The organism is Jannaschia sp. W003 (assembly GCF_025144335.1).
GTDB lineage: Bacteria > Pseudomonadota > Alphaproteobacteria > Rhodobacterales > Rhodobacteraceae > Jannaschia.
This window is the reverse complement of record NZ_CP083539.1, coordinates 802,535-819,031: the sequence shown is the minus strand read 5'-3', so window position 1 is coordinate 819,031 and position 16,497 is coordinate 802,535. Positions and strand designations below refer to the sequence as shown.

The following is a 16,497-nucleotide window of genomic DNA, read 5'->3' as shown; positions in this document are numbered from 1 at the left end:
TCGGGCCGAACGCCCTGCCGGAGACGCCGCCCCATGTGCTCGATCCTCGAGATCCTCTCGTTCCTGCTGTCGATCCTGCAGACGATCATCATCGTCCACATCATCGTGTCGTGGCTGGTGAGCTTCGGGGTGCTGAACCTCGGGCAGCCGATCGTCGCGAGCGTCTGGGACGGGCTCCAGCGCCTGCTCGAGCCGATGTACGGCCCGATCCGCCGCGCGCTGCCGCCGATGGGCGGGCTCGACCTCGCGCCGCTGGTGGTGATCCTGGGCGTGTTCGTGGCGCAGACGCTGATCCGCAACAACCTGCCGGCGGCCTGCTACGGGTTCTAGCCCAGCGCGGCCGCATCGATCGCGGCCTCGCCGTGGGCCACCCGGCCCTCGGCGCCGTGCTGCAGCATCAGCCCGCCCAGGATGGCGAGCGCGAGGATCGCGATGCGCAGGCCGTATCGGCGATTGGTCATGGCATCCTCCCGGAATCTGCCCTGCGCCGACCATACCCCCCCGGGGCAGCGTGCCGAATCAATTGCACGTGACGCGGGGCGCGCTAGCGTCGCCCCCATGGACGCCGCCCCATGAAGATCGCCGCCTGGTCCGGCCCCCGGAACCTCTCGACCGCGATGATGTACGCCTTTGCCGCGCGCGGCGACACGGAGGCGCTGGACGAGCCGTTCTACGCGGCCTTCCTGGCGCATTCGGGACTGCGGCATCCGATGCACGAGGCGGTGGTGCGCTCGCAGCCCGCGGACCCGGAGGCCGTGGCCGCGGCGCTCGCCGCCGGGGGCGCCCTGCCCCACCGCTACGCCAAGCTCATGGCGCACCACATGGAGGGGATGCCGCTCGGCTGGGCCGGAGACTGGGCCCACGTCCACCTGATCCGCCACCCGGCGCGCGTGATCGCGAGCTACGAGGCCAAGCGCGAGGGGCCGACCGAGGCCGACCTCGGCTTCGCGGCGCAGGCCACGCTGCACGACCGGCTGGGCGGCGTGATCGTGGACACCTCGGCCCTGCGCGAGGACCCCGAGGGGATGCTGCGCACGCTCTGCGCGGCGCTTGGGCTCGAGTGGACCGACCGGATGCTCGGCTGGGAGGCCGGCCCAAAGCCCTTCGACGGCGCCTGGGCGCCGCACTGGTACGGCGCGGTGCACCGCTCCACGGGGTTCGCGGGGGCGGAAGGCCCCCTGCCGGCGGTGGAGCGACGGGACCTGCTGGACGCGTGCCTGCCGTTCTACGAGGCGATGCGGTCGCGGGCGCTGGTGGCGTAGGGCACACGCCGACGACCGCCCCGCCCCGGCCTCGCGCCGGAGCTTCCGGATGCCGATGGCGCGAACCATTCGAAGCGAAGCGCCCGTCGTGGCCAGAGGCCCCGGCGCAAGGCCGGGGCGTGGCAGAGCGCCGCTACTCCAGCTGCGCCCCAGAGAGCTGCGTGTAGAGTCCCCCCGCCGCGGTCAGCTCCTCGTGCGTCCCGCGCTCCACGATCCGGCCCGCCTCCATCACAAGGATCTGGTCGGCGCCCCGCACCGTCGACAGCCGGTGCGCGATCACCAGCGTGGTGCGGCGCTCCGACAGCTTCGCCAGCGCCTCCTGCACCAGCCGCTCGGAGCGGGTGTCGAGGGCGCTGGTCGCCTCGTCGAGCAGCAGGATCGGCGCATCGCGCAGGATGGCGCGGGCGATGGCGATGCGCTGGCGCTGCCCGCCCGACAGGTTGCCGCCCCGCGGCCCCGCGGGCGCGTCCAGCCCACCGGGCAGCGCGTCCGCGAACTCGGTGACGTGGGCCGCCTCCAGCGCGGCGCGCAGGGCGTCCTCGGGCACGTCGCGGCCGAGGGTCACGTTCTCGCGGATGGTCTCGTCGAAGAGCAGCGTCTCCTGGCTGACCACCGAGAAGAGGCCGCGCAGGTCCTCGATCGTGTAGTCGCGGATGTCGTATCCACCGATCAGGGCCCGGCCCTCCCCCGGGTCGACGAGCCGGGTCAGCACGTTGAACACCGTGGTCTTGCCCGCGCCCGACAGTCCCACCAGCGCGGTGCTGGTGCCCTCGCGCGCCTCGAAGTCGAGGCCGCGCAGCACCTCGGCGTCGCCGTAGCTCAGGTGCACGTCCTCGAAGGCGATGTCGCAGCGCTCGGGCTGCCGCTCGCGGGGCGTGGCCGGCGAGACGATGGTGGGCAGCGTGTCGCGCAGGGCGTGGATGCGCTCCAGCGAGGCGAGCAGGGTCTGCCACTGGCCCGAGAGGCCGGCGAGGCGGCGCAGCGGCTGGAAGGCCAGCGCCATGGCGGTGAAGAAGCTCATGAACTCGCCGATGGTCTTCTCGCCCGCCACGATCTGCGGCCCGCCGTAGAGGATCACCGCGAAGAAGCCGAAGCCCACGGCGAGGTCCACCATGGCCGGCACGACCGCCTGCCCGCCCTGGGTGCGCACGGTGGCGCGCACCATCTCTTCGGTGGCGGTGCGGAAGCGGTCCTCCTGGTAGCGCTCCATGGCGTTGAGCTTGATCGGCGCGATGCCGTGGAAGATCTCGTCGAGGCGCGTGGTGCGGCGCCCGGCGATGTCGCGCAGGCGGTGGGCCTTGCGGCGCACGTAGCGCTGCACGACCAGCGAGGGCAGCACGAGCAGCGGCGCGCCGACGATGGCGACCAGCGTCCAGACCGGGTCCACGAGGATCGCCACCACCATCAGCGAGACCAGCCCGATCCCGTCGCGGCCCGCGTTGGTGACGATGCCGGTCCAGATCGTCTGGATCGCCTGCACGTCGCCCTGCACCCTCTCGATCAGGAGACCGGGGGGGTTCTGGGCGAAGTAGGCGCTGTCGAGGCGCAGGACGTGACTCAGGAGGTCGCCCTGCAGGCGCGCCGAGGCGCGGAAGCTGACGGAGGCCATGATGATCCGCTGCACCACGCCCGCCACGGCGCGCACCGCGAAGAGCGCGAAGATCGCGCCCCCCACCACCGGGATCAGGTCGAGCCGCCCGTCCGTGAACACGGTGTCGAACATCGGCTCGAGCATCCAGGTCAGCAGGCCCACCGAGCCGCCCTCCACGGCCATCAGGAGCGCCGCGAGGAGGATCAGCGGCACGTAGCGGCCGAGGTATTCGCGCCAGAGGCGGCGGAAGGGATGCATGCGGGCTCCGGGCGGGTTTCCGCGGGGGTAGCGCGGGGGGGCGCGGGTTGTCGAGTTCGGGGGGCCGCCCCCGGCGCTTCGCGCCGCCCCCGAGGTATTCCGGGAACGAAGACCTCCGGGGGCCGCGGCGAGGAAGGCGTGCCCCCGCGCGAAGGCGCGCGCGCGATTGCGCCGCCCCGCGCCCCGTGCCACGCCGCGCCCCGGGGAGGACGTCACCGATGAAGGCAGGGATTGCCGCGCTCACGCTGGCCTACGTGCTGAGCCAGTTCTACCGCGCGTTCCTCGCGGTGCTCGCGCCCGAGATGGAGGCCGAGCTGGGCATCGGGGCCGCCGCCCTCTCTCGCGCCAGCGGCATCTGGTTCCTGGTGTTCGCCGCGATGCAGATCCCCGTGGGCTGGCTGCTGGACCATGTGGGCCCGCGCCGCACCGCCGCCGGCCTTCTGGGGCTGGCCGGCGCGGGCGGGGCGCTCCTGTTCGCCTCGGCCACCGCCGCGTGGCAGATCGACGTGGCGATGGGGCTGATCGGCGCGGGCTGCGCGCCCGTGCTGATGGCGAGCTACTACATCTTCGCGCGCACCTTCCGCCCCGCCGTGTTCGCCACGCTGGCCGCGACGCTGGTGGGCGTGGGCTCGATCGGCAACATCGCCGCCTCGGTCCCCCTCAGCCTCGCCGCCGAGGCGGTGGGCTGGCGCGGCGCACTCTTGGCGCTGGCTGCGATCACCTTCGCCGTGGCCGTGGCCTGCTGGGCGCTGGTGCGCGACCCCGAGGCCGCGCCGGGCGGCGCGCGCGGCTCGTTCCTCGACGTGCTGCGCATTCCCGCCTTCTGGCTGATCGCGCCGATGCTGCTGGTGAACTACGCCCCCTCGGCCGGCCTGCGGGGCCTCTGGGCGGGGCCTTACGTCGCCGACAACTACGGCGCCGCCCACGTGGGCACGGTGACGTTCCTGATGGGCCTCGCCATGATCGCGGGCAACTTCCTCTACGGCCCGCTCGACCGGCTGACGGGGACGCGCAAGGGCGTGGTTCTGGCGGGCAACCTCGGGGGCGCGGCGGTGCTGAGCGTTCTGTGGTGGATGCCCGTGCCGGGCCTGTGGACCGCGACGGCGCTTCTGGCGCTCGTGGGGGCGCTGGGCGCCTCCTACGCGGTGGGCGTGGCGCATGGCCGGGCCTTCGTGCCGGCGCATCTGACGGGCCGGGGCGTGACGCTGCTCAACCTCTTCTCGATCGGCGGCGTGGGCATAATGCAGTTCGCGACGGGGCCCATCTTCGAGGCCGCGGGCGGGGGCGTCGACGGCTACCGCACGCTCTTCGGCCTCTTCGCGCTGGTGCTGGTGGCGGGCTGCGCCGTCTACAGCTTCGCGCCCGACTCGACCGACTGAACCGGGGCGGCGCCTCCGGGGTTCAGCCCCGAACGGAGGTGCCCCCATGAGCGACGCGAAGCGGACCGATCCCGAGCTGTGGGAGACGGTGAAGCGCGAGATCACCGAGTCGGACAAGGGCGGCGACCCCGGCCAGTGGTCGGCGCGCAAGGCCCAGATGGCGGTGCAGGAGTACAAGCGCCGCGGCGGCGGCTACGACGAGGATGGCGCCGCGCAGGAAGACACGCACCTGCACCAGTGGACCGAGGAGGACTGGGGCACGAAGTCCGGGGATGAGTCGGGCGAGACCGGCGAGCGGTACCTGCCCAGGCGCGTGCGGATGCTGCTGACCGAGGACGAGTACCGGCGCTCGACCGCGAAGAAGCAGGGCTCGGACGAGCAGTTCGTGGACCAGCCCGATGACGTGCGCGAGAAGGTGGCGCATATCAAGGAGAGCGGCCCGACGAAGGCGACGCTGGAGGAGCGGGCGGCCGACCTCGGGATCGAGGGGCGGTCCTCGATGACCAAGGACGCGCTGCTGGAGGCGATCGAGGATGCCACCGACGAGAACGGGCGCGCGAAGGGCGGCTCCGCGGCGCTGGAGGGCAAGACCAAGGACGAGCTGATGGAGATGGCCCGCGAGCGGGACGTCGAGGGGCGGTCGGGGATGACCAAGGAGGAGCTGGTCGAGGCGCTGGCCGGGGGTGGCGACGGCGACCTCGCGGACAAGACGCGCGACGAGCTCTACGCGATGGCGCAGGACCGCGACGTGGAGGGGCGCTCGGACATGACCAAGGACGAGTTGCGCAAGGCGCTGGAGTAGCCGCCCCGCACGCCGCGCCCCGGCCTTGCGCCGGGGCCTCGTCTGCCGATCGCGCTATCACTCCGGGCCGAAGCGCCTCCGTCACCCGGAGGCCCCGGATCGGGTCCGGCGCGGCGCGGAGCACCCCGCCTTGCCGCCCACCCCCGGCGGGTGTAGGCGGCTCCGGCTCCATAGGAGGACCACATGGGCTACAAGGTCGTCGTCTGCGGCGCCACGGGGAACGTGGGCCGCGAAATGCTGAACATCCTGGCCGAGCGCCAGTTCCCGGCCGACGAGGTGGTGGCGCTGGCCAGCCGCCGCTCGCTTGGCACGGAGGTGAGCTACGGCGACCGGACGCTGAAATGCCGCGACCTCGCGCAGTTCGACTTCGCGGGCTACGACATCGCGTTCTTCGCGGTGGGCTCCGAGGCCACGAAGGAGTTCGCGCCCAAGGCCGCCAAGGCGGGCTGCGTCGTGATCGACAACTCGTCGCTCTACCGCTACGATCCGGACGTCCCGCTGGTGGTGCCGGAGGTGAACCCCGAGGCGGTCGACGGCTATTCGAAGAAGAACATCATCGCCAACCCCAACTGCTCCACGGCGCAGATGGTGGTGGCGCTCAAGCCGCTCCACGACCGGGCGCGCATCAAGCGCGTCGTGGTCTCCACCTACCAGTCCGTGTCGGGCGCCGGGAAGGAGGGCATGGACGAGCTGTGGGACCAGACCAAGGCGGTCTACAACCCGACCTCCGAGGTGGCCCCCGAGAAGTTCACCAAGCAGATCGCCTTCAACGTGATCCCCCACATCGACGTCTTCATGGAGGACGGCTCCACGAAGGAGGAGTGGAAGATGGTGGCCGAGACCAAGAAGATCGTGGACCCCGCGATCAAGGTCACGGCGACCTGCGTGCGCGTGCCGGTGTTCGTGGGCCACTCCGAGGCGATCAACATCGAGTTCGAGGACCATCTTGACGAGGACGAGGCGCGCGACATCCTGCGCGAGGCGCCCGGGATCATGGTCGTCGACAAGCGCGAGGACGGCGGCTACGTCTCGCCGGTCGAGTGCGTGGGCGACTTCGCCACCTTCGTGAGCCGCATCCGCCAGGACTCCACGATCGACAACGGCCTGAACCTCTGGTGCGTGTCCGACAACCTCCGCAAGGGGGCCGCACTGAACGCGGTGCAGATCGCGGAGACGCTGGGGAAGCGGGTGCTCAAAAAAGGATGAGGGCTGGTCCGGTAGAGCCGGACGGATGGGTGAGGCGGATCAGGACGAAGCCCGGTGGGCTTCGGCCCCGCCGAACGGGGACCGATCCGAGCGCCGAACGCGGGCACGCAAGTGCCCGCGCCCGTGCAACAGCCCAGCGTAGAACGCCCCGGCCCTGAGCCGGGGCCTTTGCTTTCCACCGGCGCTTCCATCGCCCCCCGGGCATAGGCGCCGCCCCACGCGCCGCACCCCTCTCCGCAACCACATCGCCACCCCACCCGGAGGCCCCGGCTCAGGGCTGGGGCGCGCCTCGCTCCACCGCCGCGCCCCCGCTATCCGATACCCCTTGCCGCGCCCCCGCGCCCGCGCGACGCTCCCGCCGAACCGCCCCCCGGAGCCGTCCCATGCGCCTCGCCCTCGTCGCCCTCCTCCTGCCCCTGCCCGCCCTCGCCGACGATATCCCGCTGCGCGCCGACGTGGTGGCGGCGACGGTCTATCTCGCGGGCGCCGACACCGTGCGCCGGGCCGAAGCGGAGGTGCCCGCCGCGGGCGAGCACCGCCTGCTCGTGCCCCTCGCCGACGCCCCCGTGCAGCCCCTCGCGCGCACGTCGATGCCGGTGCCGAGCTTCGAGCTCCCCCGCGCGACGCTGGAGGGGGCGGAGCTGCTGGGCGCCGCTCTGCTGGACGACGCGGGGCTGGACCTCGAGGCGCTCGACACGCCCGCGCAGGGCGAGGCCCGCCGCGCCCTGCGCGCCGCCGAGGAGGTCGTGCGCGAGACCCGCGCGGCGGTGGAGCGGGCGCGGGGCGCGCTCGCCGGGGCGGCGATCCGCACGCGCTGGCTCGACACGCTGGCGGGCGGCGGCGAGGGCACGCTGCGGCCGCCCGCCGACCCCGCCGCGCTGGGCCCCGCGCTCGGCGCGCTGGCCGCCGCGAGCGGCGACGCCGCCGCCGACCGCGTCGCCGCCGCGGCCGCGGTCGAGGCGGCGGAGCGCGCGCTGGAGGAGGCCGAGGCGCGGGAGGCCGAGGCCCGCCGCGCGCTGGAGCGCCTGCGCCCGCTCGCCGAGGGCACGCCAGTGCTGGCCATCTCGCTGGTGGCCGACGCCGCCGGCCCCGTGCGCCTCACGCTCGACGGGCGCACCGATGCGGCGCGCTGGCAGCCGCGCTACGAGGCGCGGCTCGACACCGGGGCCGAGGCCGTGCGGCTCGATCGCCGGGCCGAGCTGCGGCAGGACACCGGCGAGATCTGGCGGGACGTGGCGCTGCGCCTGAGCACCGAGGACCCCTTCGCCCGCGCCGAGCCGACGCCGCCGATGCCCGACCCGGCCCGCGCCCGCCCCCCCGCGCCGCCGCCCGTGGCCGAGGCGCGCGCGATGCCCGAGGCGATGGACGCGCCCTTGGAGATGGACGTGGCCGCGCTCGGCACTGCCAGGGCGATGGCGCCCGAGGTGGTGTTCGAGGGCGCCACGGTGCGGCTGGAGTACCCCCGCCCCGTCACGGTGCGCCCCGGCGCGCCGCTGACCCTGGCCTTGGGTACCGTGGAGCTGCCTGCCGAGACGGAGCTGCGCGCCGTGCCGCGCCGCGACGCCACCGCCTTCCTGGTGGCCGAGGCCCGCAACGCGGGCGCGGAGCCGATCCCCTCCGGCCCCGCCGTGCTGGTGCGCGACGGGGCGCGGGTGGGCGAGACGTTCCTCGCCGCGCTCGCCCCCGGCGCCGAGGTGGAGCTGGGCTTCGGCGCGGTGGAGACGGTGCGGCTGCGCTGGCTGCCTCTCGCGCGGGGCGAGGGCGACGCCGGCGTGTTCCGCCGCTCGGATACCTTGCGCGAGCGTCTGGCCTTCGAGGTCGAGAACACCGGCGCGGCGGCGCGCGAGGTGCTGGCGCTCCACGCGCTGCCCTTCTCGGAGCAGGAGGACGTGGGCGTGGAGGTCGACGCCCGCCCCGCGCCCGACCTACGCGACTGGCGGGACCTGCGCGGCGTGGCGGGCTGGCGGATGGCCCTCGCGCCCGGCGAGACCCGGCGCGTGGAGATCGCCGTGGAGATCGACTGGCCCGAGGGGCAGGAGCTCCACTGGCGCCCCTGAGGCGCGCCTCAGACCGCCAGGAACTCCCCGCGGGCCGGGTCGAAGGCCTGCAGGTCGCCCGAGGCGATGTCGGTCCAGCAGCCGTGGAGCGCGAGCGTGCCCGCCTCCACGGCCGAGGCCACGAACGGGAAGGTCATCAGGTTCTCGAGGCTGCGCAGCACGGCGCGCTTCTCCAGCGCCTCCAGCCGCTCGGCCTCGTCCTTGATGCCCGCGACCTCGGCATGCACGGGGCGCAGCACGTCCATCCAGCGGCCAACGAAGCTGGTGGGCTCGTCGAGCGCGGGCGCCTTGCCCGAGCACATCGCGTCGCAGCCTGCCACGCCGCCGCAGCGCGAGTGGCCCATCACGATGATCTGGCTGACGTGGAGCGCCGTCACCGCGTACTCGATGGCGGCCGAGGTGCCGTGGCGGTTGCCGTCGGGCTCGCAGGGGGGGACGAGGTTGGCGATGTTGCGGTGGATGAAGAACTCGCCCTGCTCGGCCCCGAAGATCGAGGTGACGTGCACGCGGCTGTCGCAGCACGAGATCACCATGGCGCGCGGGCGCTGCCCCTCGGTGGCCAGTCGTCGGTACCAAGCCGCGTTCTCGGCGTGGGTGGTGGCCTTCCAGCCGTGGTAGCGCTGGACGAGGTTCTGCGGCAGGGGCTTGGCGTGCTTCATGGGGCCTCCCGGGCTGGATCGCCCCGGCCTAGCCGACCGGGGCGTTCCGCGCAATTCGAGCGATCCGCCCGCACGCGCGCCGGGGACGCGCCCCGTTTCCGCCCCGATCCCCGGCGATCCGATGCGGGCAACCGCCGAATCCGAAGCCCAGGAGCCTGCCCCATGCCCGCCCCCTCGCCCGCCCCGCAGGCCCCGTCCCGGGGCGCCGCCCCGCTCCTGCCGCTCGCGCCCTCCGAGCCGGTGCGCTTCGACGCGGCCGTGCTGGCGCGGTTCTGCCGCCGGGAGGGCGCGAACGCCGAGACCGCGATCGGCGACCTGCTGGTGCAGATCGAGGAGCGGCTGGTGCTGGCCGCCTGGCAGGGCGGACAGGGCGAGTGGGAGGGCCTCGGCCGCAGCGCCGGGGCGCTGGAGCGGATGGGCGCGCGGATCGGCATGACCACCCTCGTGCGGGCCGCCGCGGCGGTGCGCGACTGCCTGCACGGCAACGACCCGGTCGCCCTGCCCGCCTGCGCGGCGCGCCTCGCGCGGCTGGGCGAGGGCGGACGGCTGGAGCACTGGCGGCTGGAGCGGGGCGAGGCGCCGGAGTGACGGCGCGCCCGAGGCGCGCGACCCCGCCTTGAAGCGCCCGTCCCTGCGGGTAATGTCCCCCGGTCAATCCCGAGGAGGATGCCCGTGCGCTTCGCCGATCCCGACACCCGCGCGATCCCGCTCTCGCTCGTCCCCTCCGAGGGGGTGGGCGCCTGGCTCGCGCGGCAGGACGAGCCGGTGCGCGACTGGGCGGCGGCGAACGGCTTCCGGGGCCGCGCGGGCGAGATCCTGCGCGTGCCCGGCCCCGACCTCGCGATCGCCCGCGTCCTGTTCGGCTGGGGCACGCCCTCGGACCATCGGCGCGACCGCTTCCTGCTCGCGCGTGCGGCCGAGGGGCTGCGCGGGGGCACCTACGCGCTGGACGCGCCGGAGCTGACGGCCAACGCGCTCGAGGAGGCGGCGCTGGGCTGGCTGCTCTCGGACTACCGCTTCGACCGCTACAAGGCCGGGCCCGAACGCCCCGACCCGCCCCGCCTGCGCGCGCCCCGGGGCGTGGACGCGCGGCGGCTGGAGGCGATCGCGGCCGGCGAGGCGCTGAGCCGCGACCTCATCAACACACCCGCCTCGGACATGGGCCCCGACGAGCTGGAGGCGGCCCTGCGTGCGCTGGCCGACGCCCACGGCGCCGCGGTGACCGCGGTCCGCGGCGACGACCTCCTCGCCGAGAACTTCCCCCTGATCCACGCCGTGGGCCGCGCCTCGCCCCGCGCGCCCCGCCTCCTCGAGATGCGCTGGGGCGAGGCGGGCCCTCGCGTGACCCTGGTGGGCAAGGGCGTGTGCTTCGACACCGGCGGGCTGAACCTCAAGCCCGGCGCGTCGATGGCGCTGATGAAGAAGGACATGGGCGGCGCGGCCACGGTGCTGGGGCTGGCCTCCATGATCATGACGCTCGGGCTGCCCGTCCGGCTGCGCGTCCTGGTCCCGGCGGTGGAGAACAGCGTGGCGGGCGACGCCTTCCGCCCCGGCGACGTGCTGCACTCGCGCGCCGGCAAGACCGTGGAGATCAACAACACCGACGCCGAGGGGCGGCTGGTGCTGGCCGACGCCCTCGCCTTCGCCTGCGAGGCGGAGCGGCCTGACCTCCTCGTCTCCATGGCCACGCTCACGGGCGCGGCGCGGGTGGCGGTGGGGCCCGACCTCTCGCCCTTCTTCACCGACGACGACGCGCTGGCCATGGCGCTGGCCCATGCCGGCGCGCGGGTGCGCGACCCGGTCTGGCGGATGCCCTTCCACCGCCCCTACGAGCGCATGATCGAGCCCGCCGTGGCGGACCTCGACAACGCGCCCTCGGGGGGCATGGCCGGCGCGATCACGGCCGCCCTCTTCCTCGACCGCTTCGTGGCCGATGGCACGCGCTACGCCCATTTCGATATCTACGGCTGGCAGCCCGCCGCCGCGCCCGGACGGCCGCGGGGCGGCGTGGGCATGGGCGCGCGGGCGCTGCTGGACGCGCTGCCGGGGGTGCTGGCGCTGTGAACGTGCCCACCCTCGACCCGCGCGCGACCCCCGCGAACGGCCACGCCGCCGCCTCGGAGCTGCGCGGGGTGGTGGAGGCGGCGCGCTACGTGAAGGGCACGGTGCGCACCGTGCAGCAGCCCCTCGTGAACATGAGCGCCCGGCCCCGCGGCGACCGCACCTCGCAGCTGCTCTACGGCGAGGGGTTCCGGGTGATCGACGAGCGCGAGGGCTATGCCTTCGGACAGGCGATGCGCGATGGCTACTGCGGCTGGGTGCTGGCCGCGGCCCTCGGGCGGCAGGAGACCATGACCCACTGGGTCGCCGCGCCCGCCACGCACCTCTACCCGCGCGCGCAGGTCAAGGCGCCGCCCGAGGTGGCGATCTTCTTCGGCTCCCAGGTGCGGGTGACGAGCGACCTCGGCGACTTCCAGAAGGTCTCCACCGGGCACTTCGTCCCCTCGGCGCACCTCCAGCCCCTGCGCGCGCGCTTCGGCGATCCGGTGGGCGTGGCCGACCTGTTCCTCGGCACGCCCTACCTCTGGGGCGGCTCGTCGCGCTGGGGCATCGACTGCTCGGGGCTGGTGCAGCAGGCGGTGCTCGCCACCGGGCGCGACTGCCCGCGCGACAGCGACCAGCAGATGGCCGCCCTCGGCCGCGACCTCGCGGAGCACGAGACGCCGGGCCGGGGCGACCTGATCTTCTGGGAGGGCCACGTGGGCTTCATAGGCGACGGCGAGATGCTGCTGCACGCCAATGCCCACCACATGGCGGTGGCCTACGAGCCCCTCGGCGAGGCGCTGGAGCGCATCCGCGCGGGCGCCGGCGGCGCGGGGCGCGGCGCGGGCGACCCGATCGCGATCCGCCGCTTCTGAGGCGGCGGTCAGACGGAGGCGGGCGCGCGCGCGAGCAGCGCGCGGGCGTGGCGGCGGTGACGCGCGACGAGCCCGCGCAGGCGCGCCGGCCGCGGGCAGGGGCGGACCGGCACGGCATCGCCGCCGGGCACGCGGCTTCCCAACACCGCACGGGCCTCGGGACCGAGCAGCAGGCTCTCGGCGGGGGCGCCCTCGGCGAAGATCACCTCGTGACGGGCGAGGAGGAGGTGCACGTAGCGCACCCCGCCCGCGGGCAGCACGGCGGCGATGCCCGGCAGGCCTGCCAGCAGGCGCGCGGGCACCAGCACCTCGCCCGAGCCGAACATGCGCCGCGCGATGGCGGAGCGCACCAGCATCCGGTGCTGCGGCGAGACCACGAGGGCGCGGCGCGGCAGGCCGCCGCCCAGGGCGCCCGCCGCGATGCGCACGGGGCGCAGGCGCGGCGCGGCCCGCAGCGCGGCGGCGTCCAGCCCCATGCCGCCCGCCCAGCGCAGCGGCTGCAGCCCGCGGTCGGCGGTCCGCAGATGGGCACCGGGGCGCAGCGTCTCGACCGGACGGGGGCCGCGGGCGGAGTCGATCAGCGTGCCGGCGGCGAAGCAGACCACGTTCGTCCGCTCGACGTTCTTGACCGACAGGCCCGTGGTGTAGGTGTCGAGGCGGTCGTTCCCGGAGCCTCCGTCGACGCTGGCGACGGTGGCGTTCGCGCCGACGTTCACCACGTCGTCGCCCCCGCCGCCCTTGATGTTGGTGATCGCGAGGCCCGAGGCGAAGCCCAGCACGTCGGCGCCGTCGTCGCCCTCCACGTCGCGGATCGAGGCGCGGTGCCCGAAGGTGACCGTGTCGTCGCCCGCCTTCGCGGTGATGCGCTGGAACGAGGCGTCGTCGCCCGCCACGAGGCTGTCGGCGGCGTCGCCGAAGGTCCAGTGGTCGGTGGCCGTGAACCGGTCGCCCACGGTGGCGGTGTTCGGCCCCGCCTGCGAGCCTTCGAGCTGGCCGAACGCGGCGTCGTCGCCCGCGTGCAGCGCGAGGCCGTCCGCGGCCTTGGCGTCCAGCCGCACCGCGCCGGCGTCGGCCCCGTCGGCCAGCATCACGGTGACATCGATCCCCGCCTGCGGCTTGAGCGTCAGGGCGTTCGCGTTGCCCGCGTCGAAGCGGAGCTCCACCGCGGCGGGGCCGCCGCCGCCGGCGACGAAATCGACGTTCGCATCCGCGCCGGGGGCGATGACGTAGACGTCGCCGTCGGCCACGGTGATCGTGCCGCCCGCCGCGATCTCGCCCGGGCCGAGCGGCGTGGTTCCGGAAGCCACGATCGTGTAGGTCGCCATCGCCCTCGGCCCGCCCTCCGCCCGCGGATCGCGTCCGCGGCGCCTCGATGCCGGCTGGGTGTTGAGATCGGGTGAAGCCTCGAATGCGTCCGGTCGGTCCGGCGCCCGCGCGCTACTCCACCGCGCGGATCAGCTTGCGCTCGAGCACGCGCAGCACGGCGCCGAGGTCGTGGCCGCGGCGCAGGATGCGCCCGTCCATGCCGATCACCGCGTACTGCCCCTGCCGCGCCGCGAGCTTCGGGCGCTTCTCGATGCGGTAGAGCGGCTGCTCGGCGGTGCGGCGGAAGACGTTGAAGCCCGCGCACTCCCGCGAGCCGGTCAGCGCGTAGTCGCGCCACTCGCCCGCCGCCACCATGCGTCCGTAGAGCCGCAGGATCGCGTTCAGCTCGGGGCGCTGGAAGTGGACGATCTCGGGGACGGGCGCGTTCATTGCCCTCAGACTTGCGCGCGCTCGTCACCGATTCAAGATGTTCCGCCGCGTTTGGCGCCCCGGAGCGCCCCCGCCGCCACGACATGGCCCCGGTGCGGTCACATCCGGGGGCCGTGCCCGCCCCGGCCGCGCCACGGGGCCCGGCCACAAGGGGGCATCGGAGCGACGCTCGCTCCACCCTCCGGCGGCGGCGGGCGCCCAAGGCCCCCACCTGGCGACCCGCTCCGCAGGAGGACGACCGCACGGAACCTCCGTGCGCGTGGCGGCCCCGCCTCCCAGTGGCGGGGCCGTCCAACCCCTAGCTGCGGACCAGCTTCTCGTAGCCCTCGGCGATGTCGCGCGTGAGCGACCCCACCTCGAAGTTGTAGTCCCCGATCTGCCCCACCGGGGTGACCTCGGCCGCCGTGCCCGTCAGCCAGCACTGCTCGAAGCCCTCCAGCTCCTCGGGCATGATGTGGCGCTCGTGGACCTTGATCTGGCGGTCCTCCAGCATCCCGATCACGGTCTGCCGGGTGATGCCGTTCAGGAAGCAGTCGGGGTCGGGCGTGTGCACCTCGCCGTCCTTCACGAAGAAGATGTTGGCGCCCGTCGCCTCGGCCACGTAGCCGCGGTAGTCGAACATCATGGCATCCGAGCACCCCTTCGCCTCGGCGGCGTGCTTGGACATGGTGCAGATCATGTAGAGGCCGGCGGCCTTGGCGTGGCTTGGCGCGGTCTCGGGGCTCGGGCGCTTCCACTTCGCGATGTCGAGCTTGGCGCCCTTCATCTTGGCGTCTCCGTAGTAGTTGCCCCAGCCCCAGGTGGCGATCGCGAGGCGCACGGGGTTGCGGGCCGAGCTGACGCCCATGTCCTCGCCCGCGCCGCGCCAGGCCAGCGCACGCACGTAGGCGTCCGACAGCCCGTTGGCCTTCATGGTCTCGTACTTGGCGGCCTCGATCTCCTCGACCGTCCAGGGGATCTCCATGTCGAGCGCGCGGCCCGAGGCCAGCAGGCGCTCGGAGTGGCGGCGGCTCTCGAAGATGGTGCCGCCATAGGCGCGCTCGCCCTCGAACACCGACGAGGCGTAGTGCATGGCGTGGGTCAGCAGGTGGACGTTGGCGTCGCCCCACTCCACCAGCTTGCCGTCCATCCAGATCTTGCCTTCGCGTTCCGCGTATGACCCCGCCATCGTCGCCTCCCTAGCGAATGTTGCCGCAACCGGTCCCTCCGGGACATAATGTTGCGCGGATTGCGGTCCGGGCTAGCAATCGGCCCTTGGAATGTCAACAAGGCTGACGTAAATTGCGCCCATGCAGGACGGCGAGAGCGACACCCTTCTCTTCCTCACGGACGCCCAGCTCCGGCGGGCGATCGAGGCGATGTTCTTCGCCTACCGGGGCTTCACTGCCGATCCCGACCGCATCCTCGCGGAGCGCGGCTACGGACGCGCCCACCACCGGGCGCTGCACTTCGTGGGCCGCGCGCCGGACACCACCGTGAACAACCTGCTCGCCATCCTCGGCGTCACCAAGCAGTCGCTGAACCGGGTGCTGCGCGCGCTCGTCGAGGACGGGCTGGTCGAGAGCCGCGTGGGCGAGCGCGACCGGCGCGAGCGGCGCCTGCGCCTGACCGAGCGGGGCGCGGCGCTCGAGGCCCAGCTCTCGGACGCCCAACGTGCGCGGATGCGCGCCGCCTTCCGCGCCGCGGGGCCGCAGTCGGTGGCGGGCTTCCGGCAGGTTCTGGAGCACATGATGGACCCCGAGATGCGCCGCCACTACGCCGCCGCCCGCGAGGAGCGATGACCCCCGCCGCCCCGCCCCCCGTGCACGTCCTGCTGGTGGACGACGACGAGCGCATCCGCACGCTCCTGCAGCGCTTCCTCGTGCGTCACGAGTACCTCGTGACGACCGCGCGCGACGCGGCCCATGCCCGGCGCATCCTCGCGGGGCTGGAGTTCGACATCGCGATCCTCGACGTGATGATGCCCGGCGACGACGGCATCACCTTCTGCGCCGAGCTGCGCGCCAGCCGCGACATGCCGATCCTGCTGCTCACGGCGCGCTCCGAGACCTCGGACCGGATCGGCGGGCTGGAGGCGGGCGCCGACGACTACCTCTCGAAGCCCTTCGAGCCCAAGGAGCTGCTCCTGCGCCTGCGCGCGATCCTGCGCCGCGCGCCCCAGGGCGAGACGGCGGCGACGCCGAAGATGCTGCAGCTCGGGCCGATGCGCTACGATCCCGAGCGCGGCGAGCTGTGGCAGGGCGGCGACCCGGTGCGCCTCACGGCCACGGAGACGCAGCTCATGCGCATCTTCGCCGACACCCCCCACGAGGCCGTCACCCGCGCCGCCCTCGTGGAGCGCCTGGGCCGCGGCGCCGACGGCGAGCCGGCGAGCGAGCGGGCCGTGGACGTGCAGGTGACCCGCCTGCGGCGCAAGCTGGAGGCGGACCCCAAGCAGCCGCGCTATCTGCAGACGGTGCGCGGCGAGGGGTACATGCTGGCGCCCGACTGAGGGCGGGGGCACCGCCCGGTCGTCGGCGGCCGGCACGGGACGCCACTCCACCCTGGGCCGCCCCCCGCGGGGCGCCGGATCGCGCCTCCCCCGAGGCCCGCCAGTCCCGCCGCGCCCGG

Annotated in this window: 17 protein-coding genes; 11 read left to right on the top strand and 6 right to left on the bottom strand. The window is 74.2% G+C overall.

The annotated features are described in order from the left end of the window. Nucleotides 1-33 precede the first annotated feature (33 nt). Nucleotides 34-330 (top strand): YggT family protein, encoded by a 297-nt coding sequence (locus K3554_RS03860; RefSeq protein WP_259943760.1) that lies wholly within the window; start codon nucleotides 34-36, stop codon nucleotides 328-330. Here the strand turns inward: K3554_RS03860 and K3554_RS03855 are convergent. Beyond that, nucleotides 327-461: a hypothetical protein gene (locus K3554_RS03855; protein WP_259943757.1), complete on the bottom strand. Its 135-nt coding sequence runs from the start codon at nucleotides 459-461 to the stop codon at nucleotides 327-329. The genes K3554_RS03860 and K3554_RS03855 overlap by 4 nt on opposite strands. Nucleotides 462-572: 111 nt before the next feature. Between K3554_RS03855 and K3554_RS03850 the strand changes: the two genes are divergently transcribed. Continuing rightward, on the top strand, nucleotides 573-1,262 hold the full coding sequence (locus tag K3554_RS03850) for a sulfotransferase (protein WP_259943756.1): 690 nt from the start codon (nucleotides 573-575) through the stop codon (nucleotides 1,260-1,262). 133 nt (nucleotides 1,263-1,395) lie between these two features. On the opposite strand, the gene K3554_RS03845 is transcribed toward K3554_RS03850, so the two are convergent. Next, a complete protein-coding gene (locus K3554_RS03845) occupies nucleotides 1,396-3,111 on the bottom strand; it encodes an ABC transporter ATP-binding protein (RefSeq protein ID WP_259943750.1) in 1,716 nt (571 codons plus the stop codon). Nucleotides 3,112-3,329: 218 nt separating this feature from the next. Here K3554_RS03845 and K3554_RS03840 point away from each other — a divergent pair, with 218 nt between their 5' ends. The 4 genes from K3554_RS03840 (at nucleotide 3,330) to K3554_RS03825 (ending at nucleotide 8,555) form a co-directional block, all read left to right on the top strand. Then, nucleotides 3,330-4,490 carry an MFS transporter gene (locus tag K3554_RS03840; protein ID WP_259943749.1) on the top strand — a complete coding sequence of 387 codons (1,161 nt, stop codon included), beginning with the start codon at nucleotides 3,330-3,332 and terminating at the stop codon, nucleotides 4,488-4,490. A gap of 46 nt (nucleotides 4,491-4,536) precedes the next feature. After that, a complete protein-coding gene (locus tag K3554_RS03835; protein WP_259943748.1) occupies nucleotides 4,537-5,292 on the top strand; it encodes a Rho termination factor N-terminal domain-containing protein in 756 nt (251 codons plus the stop codon). Nucleotides 5,293-5,475: 183 nt separating this feature from the next. Beyond that, nucleotides 5,476-6,498 (top strand): aspartate-semialdehyde dehydrogenase, encoded by a 1,023-nt coding sequence (locus tag K3554_RS03830; RefSeq protein ID WP_259943747.1) that lies wholly within the window; start codon nucleotides 5,476-5,478, stop codon nucleotides 6,496-6,498. 383 nt (nucleotides 6,499-6,881) lie between these two features. After that, complete coding sequence (locus K3554_RS03825; RefSeq protein WP_259943745.1) at nucleotides 6,882-8,555, top strand: DUF4139 domain-containing protein; 1,674 nt, start codon at nucleotides 6,882-6,884, stop codon at nucleotides 8,553-8,555. Nucleotides 8,556-8,563: 8 nt separating this feature from the next. Here K3554_RS03825 and K3554_RS03820 read toward each other — a convergent pair whose 3' ends face one another. Continuing rightward, the gene (locus K3554_RS03820; RefSeq protein ID WP_259943744.1) at nucleotides 8,564-9,214 is read right to left on the bottom strand and encodes a carbonic anhydrase; all 651 of its coding nucleotides are present in this window, start codon (nucleotides 9,212-9,214) and stop codon (nucleotides 8,564-8,566) included. 162 nt (nucleotides 9,215-9,376) lie between these two features. Here K3554_RS03820 and K3554_RS03815 point away from each other — a divergent pair, with 162 nt between their 5' ends. From K3554_RS03815 to K3554_RS03805, 3 genes are all read left to right on the top strand, one after another. Then, entirely contained in the window at nucleotides 9,377-9,802 is a 426-nt protein-coding gene (locus K3554_RS03815; RefSeq protein ID WP_259943743.1) for a hypothetical protein, read from the top strand. Nucleotides 9,803-9,880: 78 nt separating this feature from the next. Continuing rightward, nucleotides 9,881-11,278, top strand: coding sequence for a M17 family metallopeptidase (locus tag K3554_RS03810; protein WP_259943742.1), 1,398 nt, complete (start codon nucleotides 9,881-9,883; stop codon nucleotides 11,276-11,278). Then, nucleotides 11,275-12,132 carry a C40 family peptidase gene (locus tag K3554_RS03805; protein ID WP_259943741.1) on the top strand — a complete coding sequence of 286 codons (858 nt, stop codon included), beginning with the start codon at nucleotides 11,275-11,277 and terminating at the stop codon, nucleotides 12,130-12,132. Before K3554_RS03810 ends, K3554_RS03805 begins: the two co-directional genes overlap by 4 nt. Nucleotides 12,133-12,140: 8 nt before the next feature. On the opposite strand, the gene K3554_RS03800 is transcribed toward K3554_RS03805, so the two are convergent. The 3 genes from K3554_RS03800 to K3554_RS03790 all read right to left on the bottom strand — a co-directional run bounded on the left by K3554_RS03800 (nucleotide 12,141) and on the right by K3554_RS03790 (nucleotide 15,055). Beyond that, nucleotides 12,141-13,457 (bottom strand): Hint domain-containing protein, encoded by a 1,317-nt coding sequence (locus K3554_RS03800; protein WP_259943740.1) that lies wholly within the window; start codon nucleotides 13,455-13,457, stop codon nucleotides 12,141-12,143. Between the two features lie 112 nt (nucleotides 13,458-13,569). Then, on the bottom strand, nucleotides 13,570-13,887 hold the full coding sequence (locus K3554_RS03795; RefSeq protein WP_259943739.1) for a DUF2794 domain-containing protein: 318 nt from the start codon (nucleotides 13,885-13,887) through the stop codon (nucleotides 13,570-13,572). A 298-nt stretch (nucleotides 13,888-14,185) separates the two neighbouring features. Beyond that, nucleotides 14,186-15,055 (bottom strand): branched-chain amino acid aminotransferase, encoded by an 870-nt coding sequence (locus K3554_RS03790; RefSeq protein ID WP_259943738.1) that lies wholly within the window; start codon nucleotides 15,053-15,055, stop codon nucleotides 14,186-14,188. 121 nt (nucleotides 15,056-15,176) lie between these two features. Between K3554_RS03790 and K3554_RS03785 the strand changes: the two genes are divergently transcribed. Beyond that, complete coding sequence (locus K3554_RS03785) at nucleotides 15,177-15,668, top strand: MarR family transcriptional regulator (protein ID WP_259943737.1); 492 nt, start codon at nucleotides 15,177-15,179, stop codon at nucleotides 15,666-15,668. After that, nucleotides 15,665-16,378, top strand: a complete 714-nt coding sequence (locus tag K3554_RS03780; RefSeq protein WP_259943736.1) for a response regulator — start codon at nucleotides 15,665-15,667, stop codon at nucleotides 16,376-16,378. Before K3554_RS03785 ends, K3554_RS03780 begins: the two co-directional genes overlap by 4 nt. The last annotated feature ends 119 nt before the right edge of the window (nucleotides 16,379-16,497 follow it).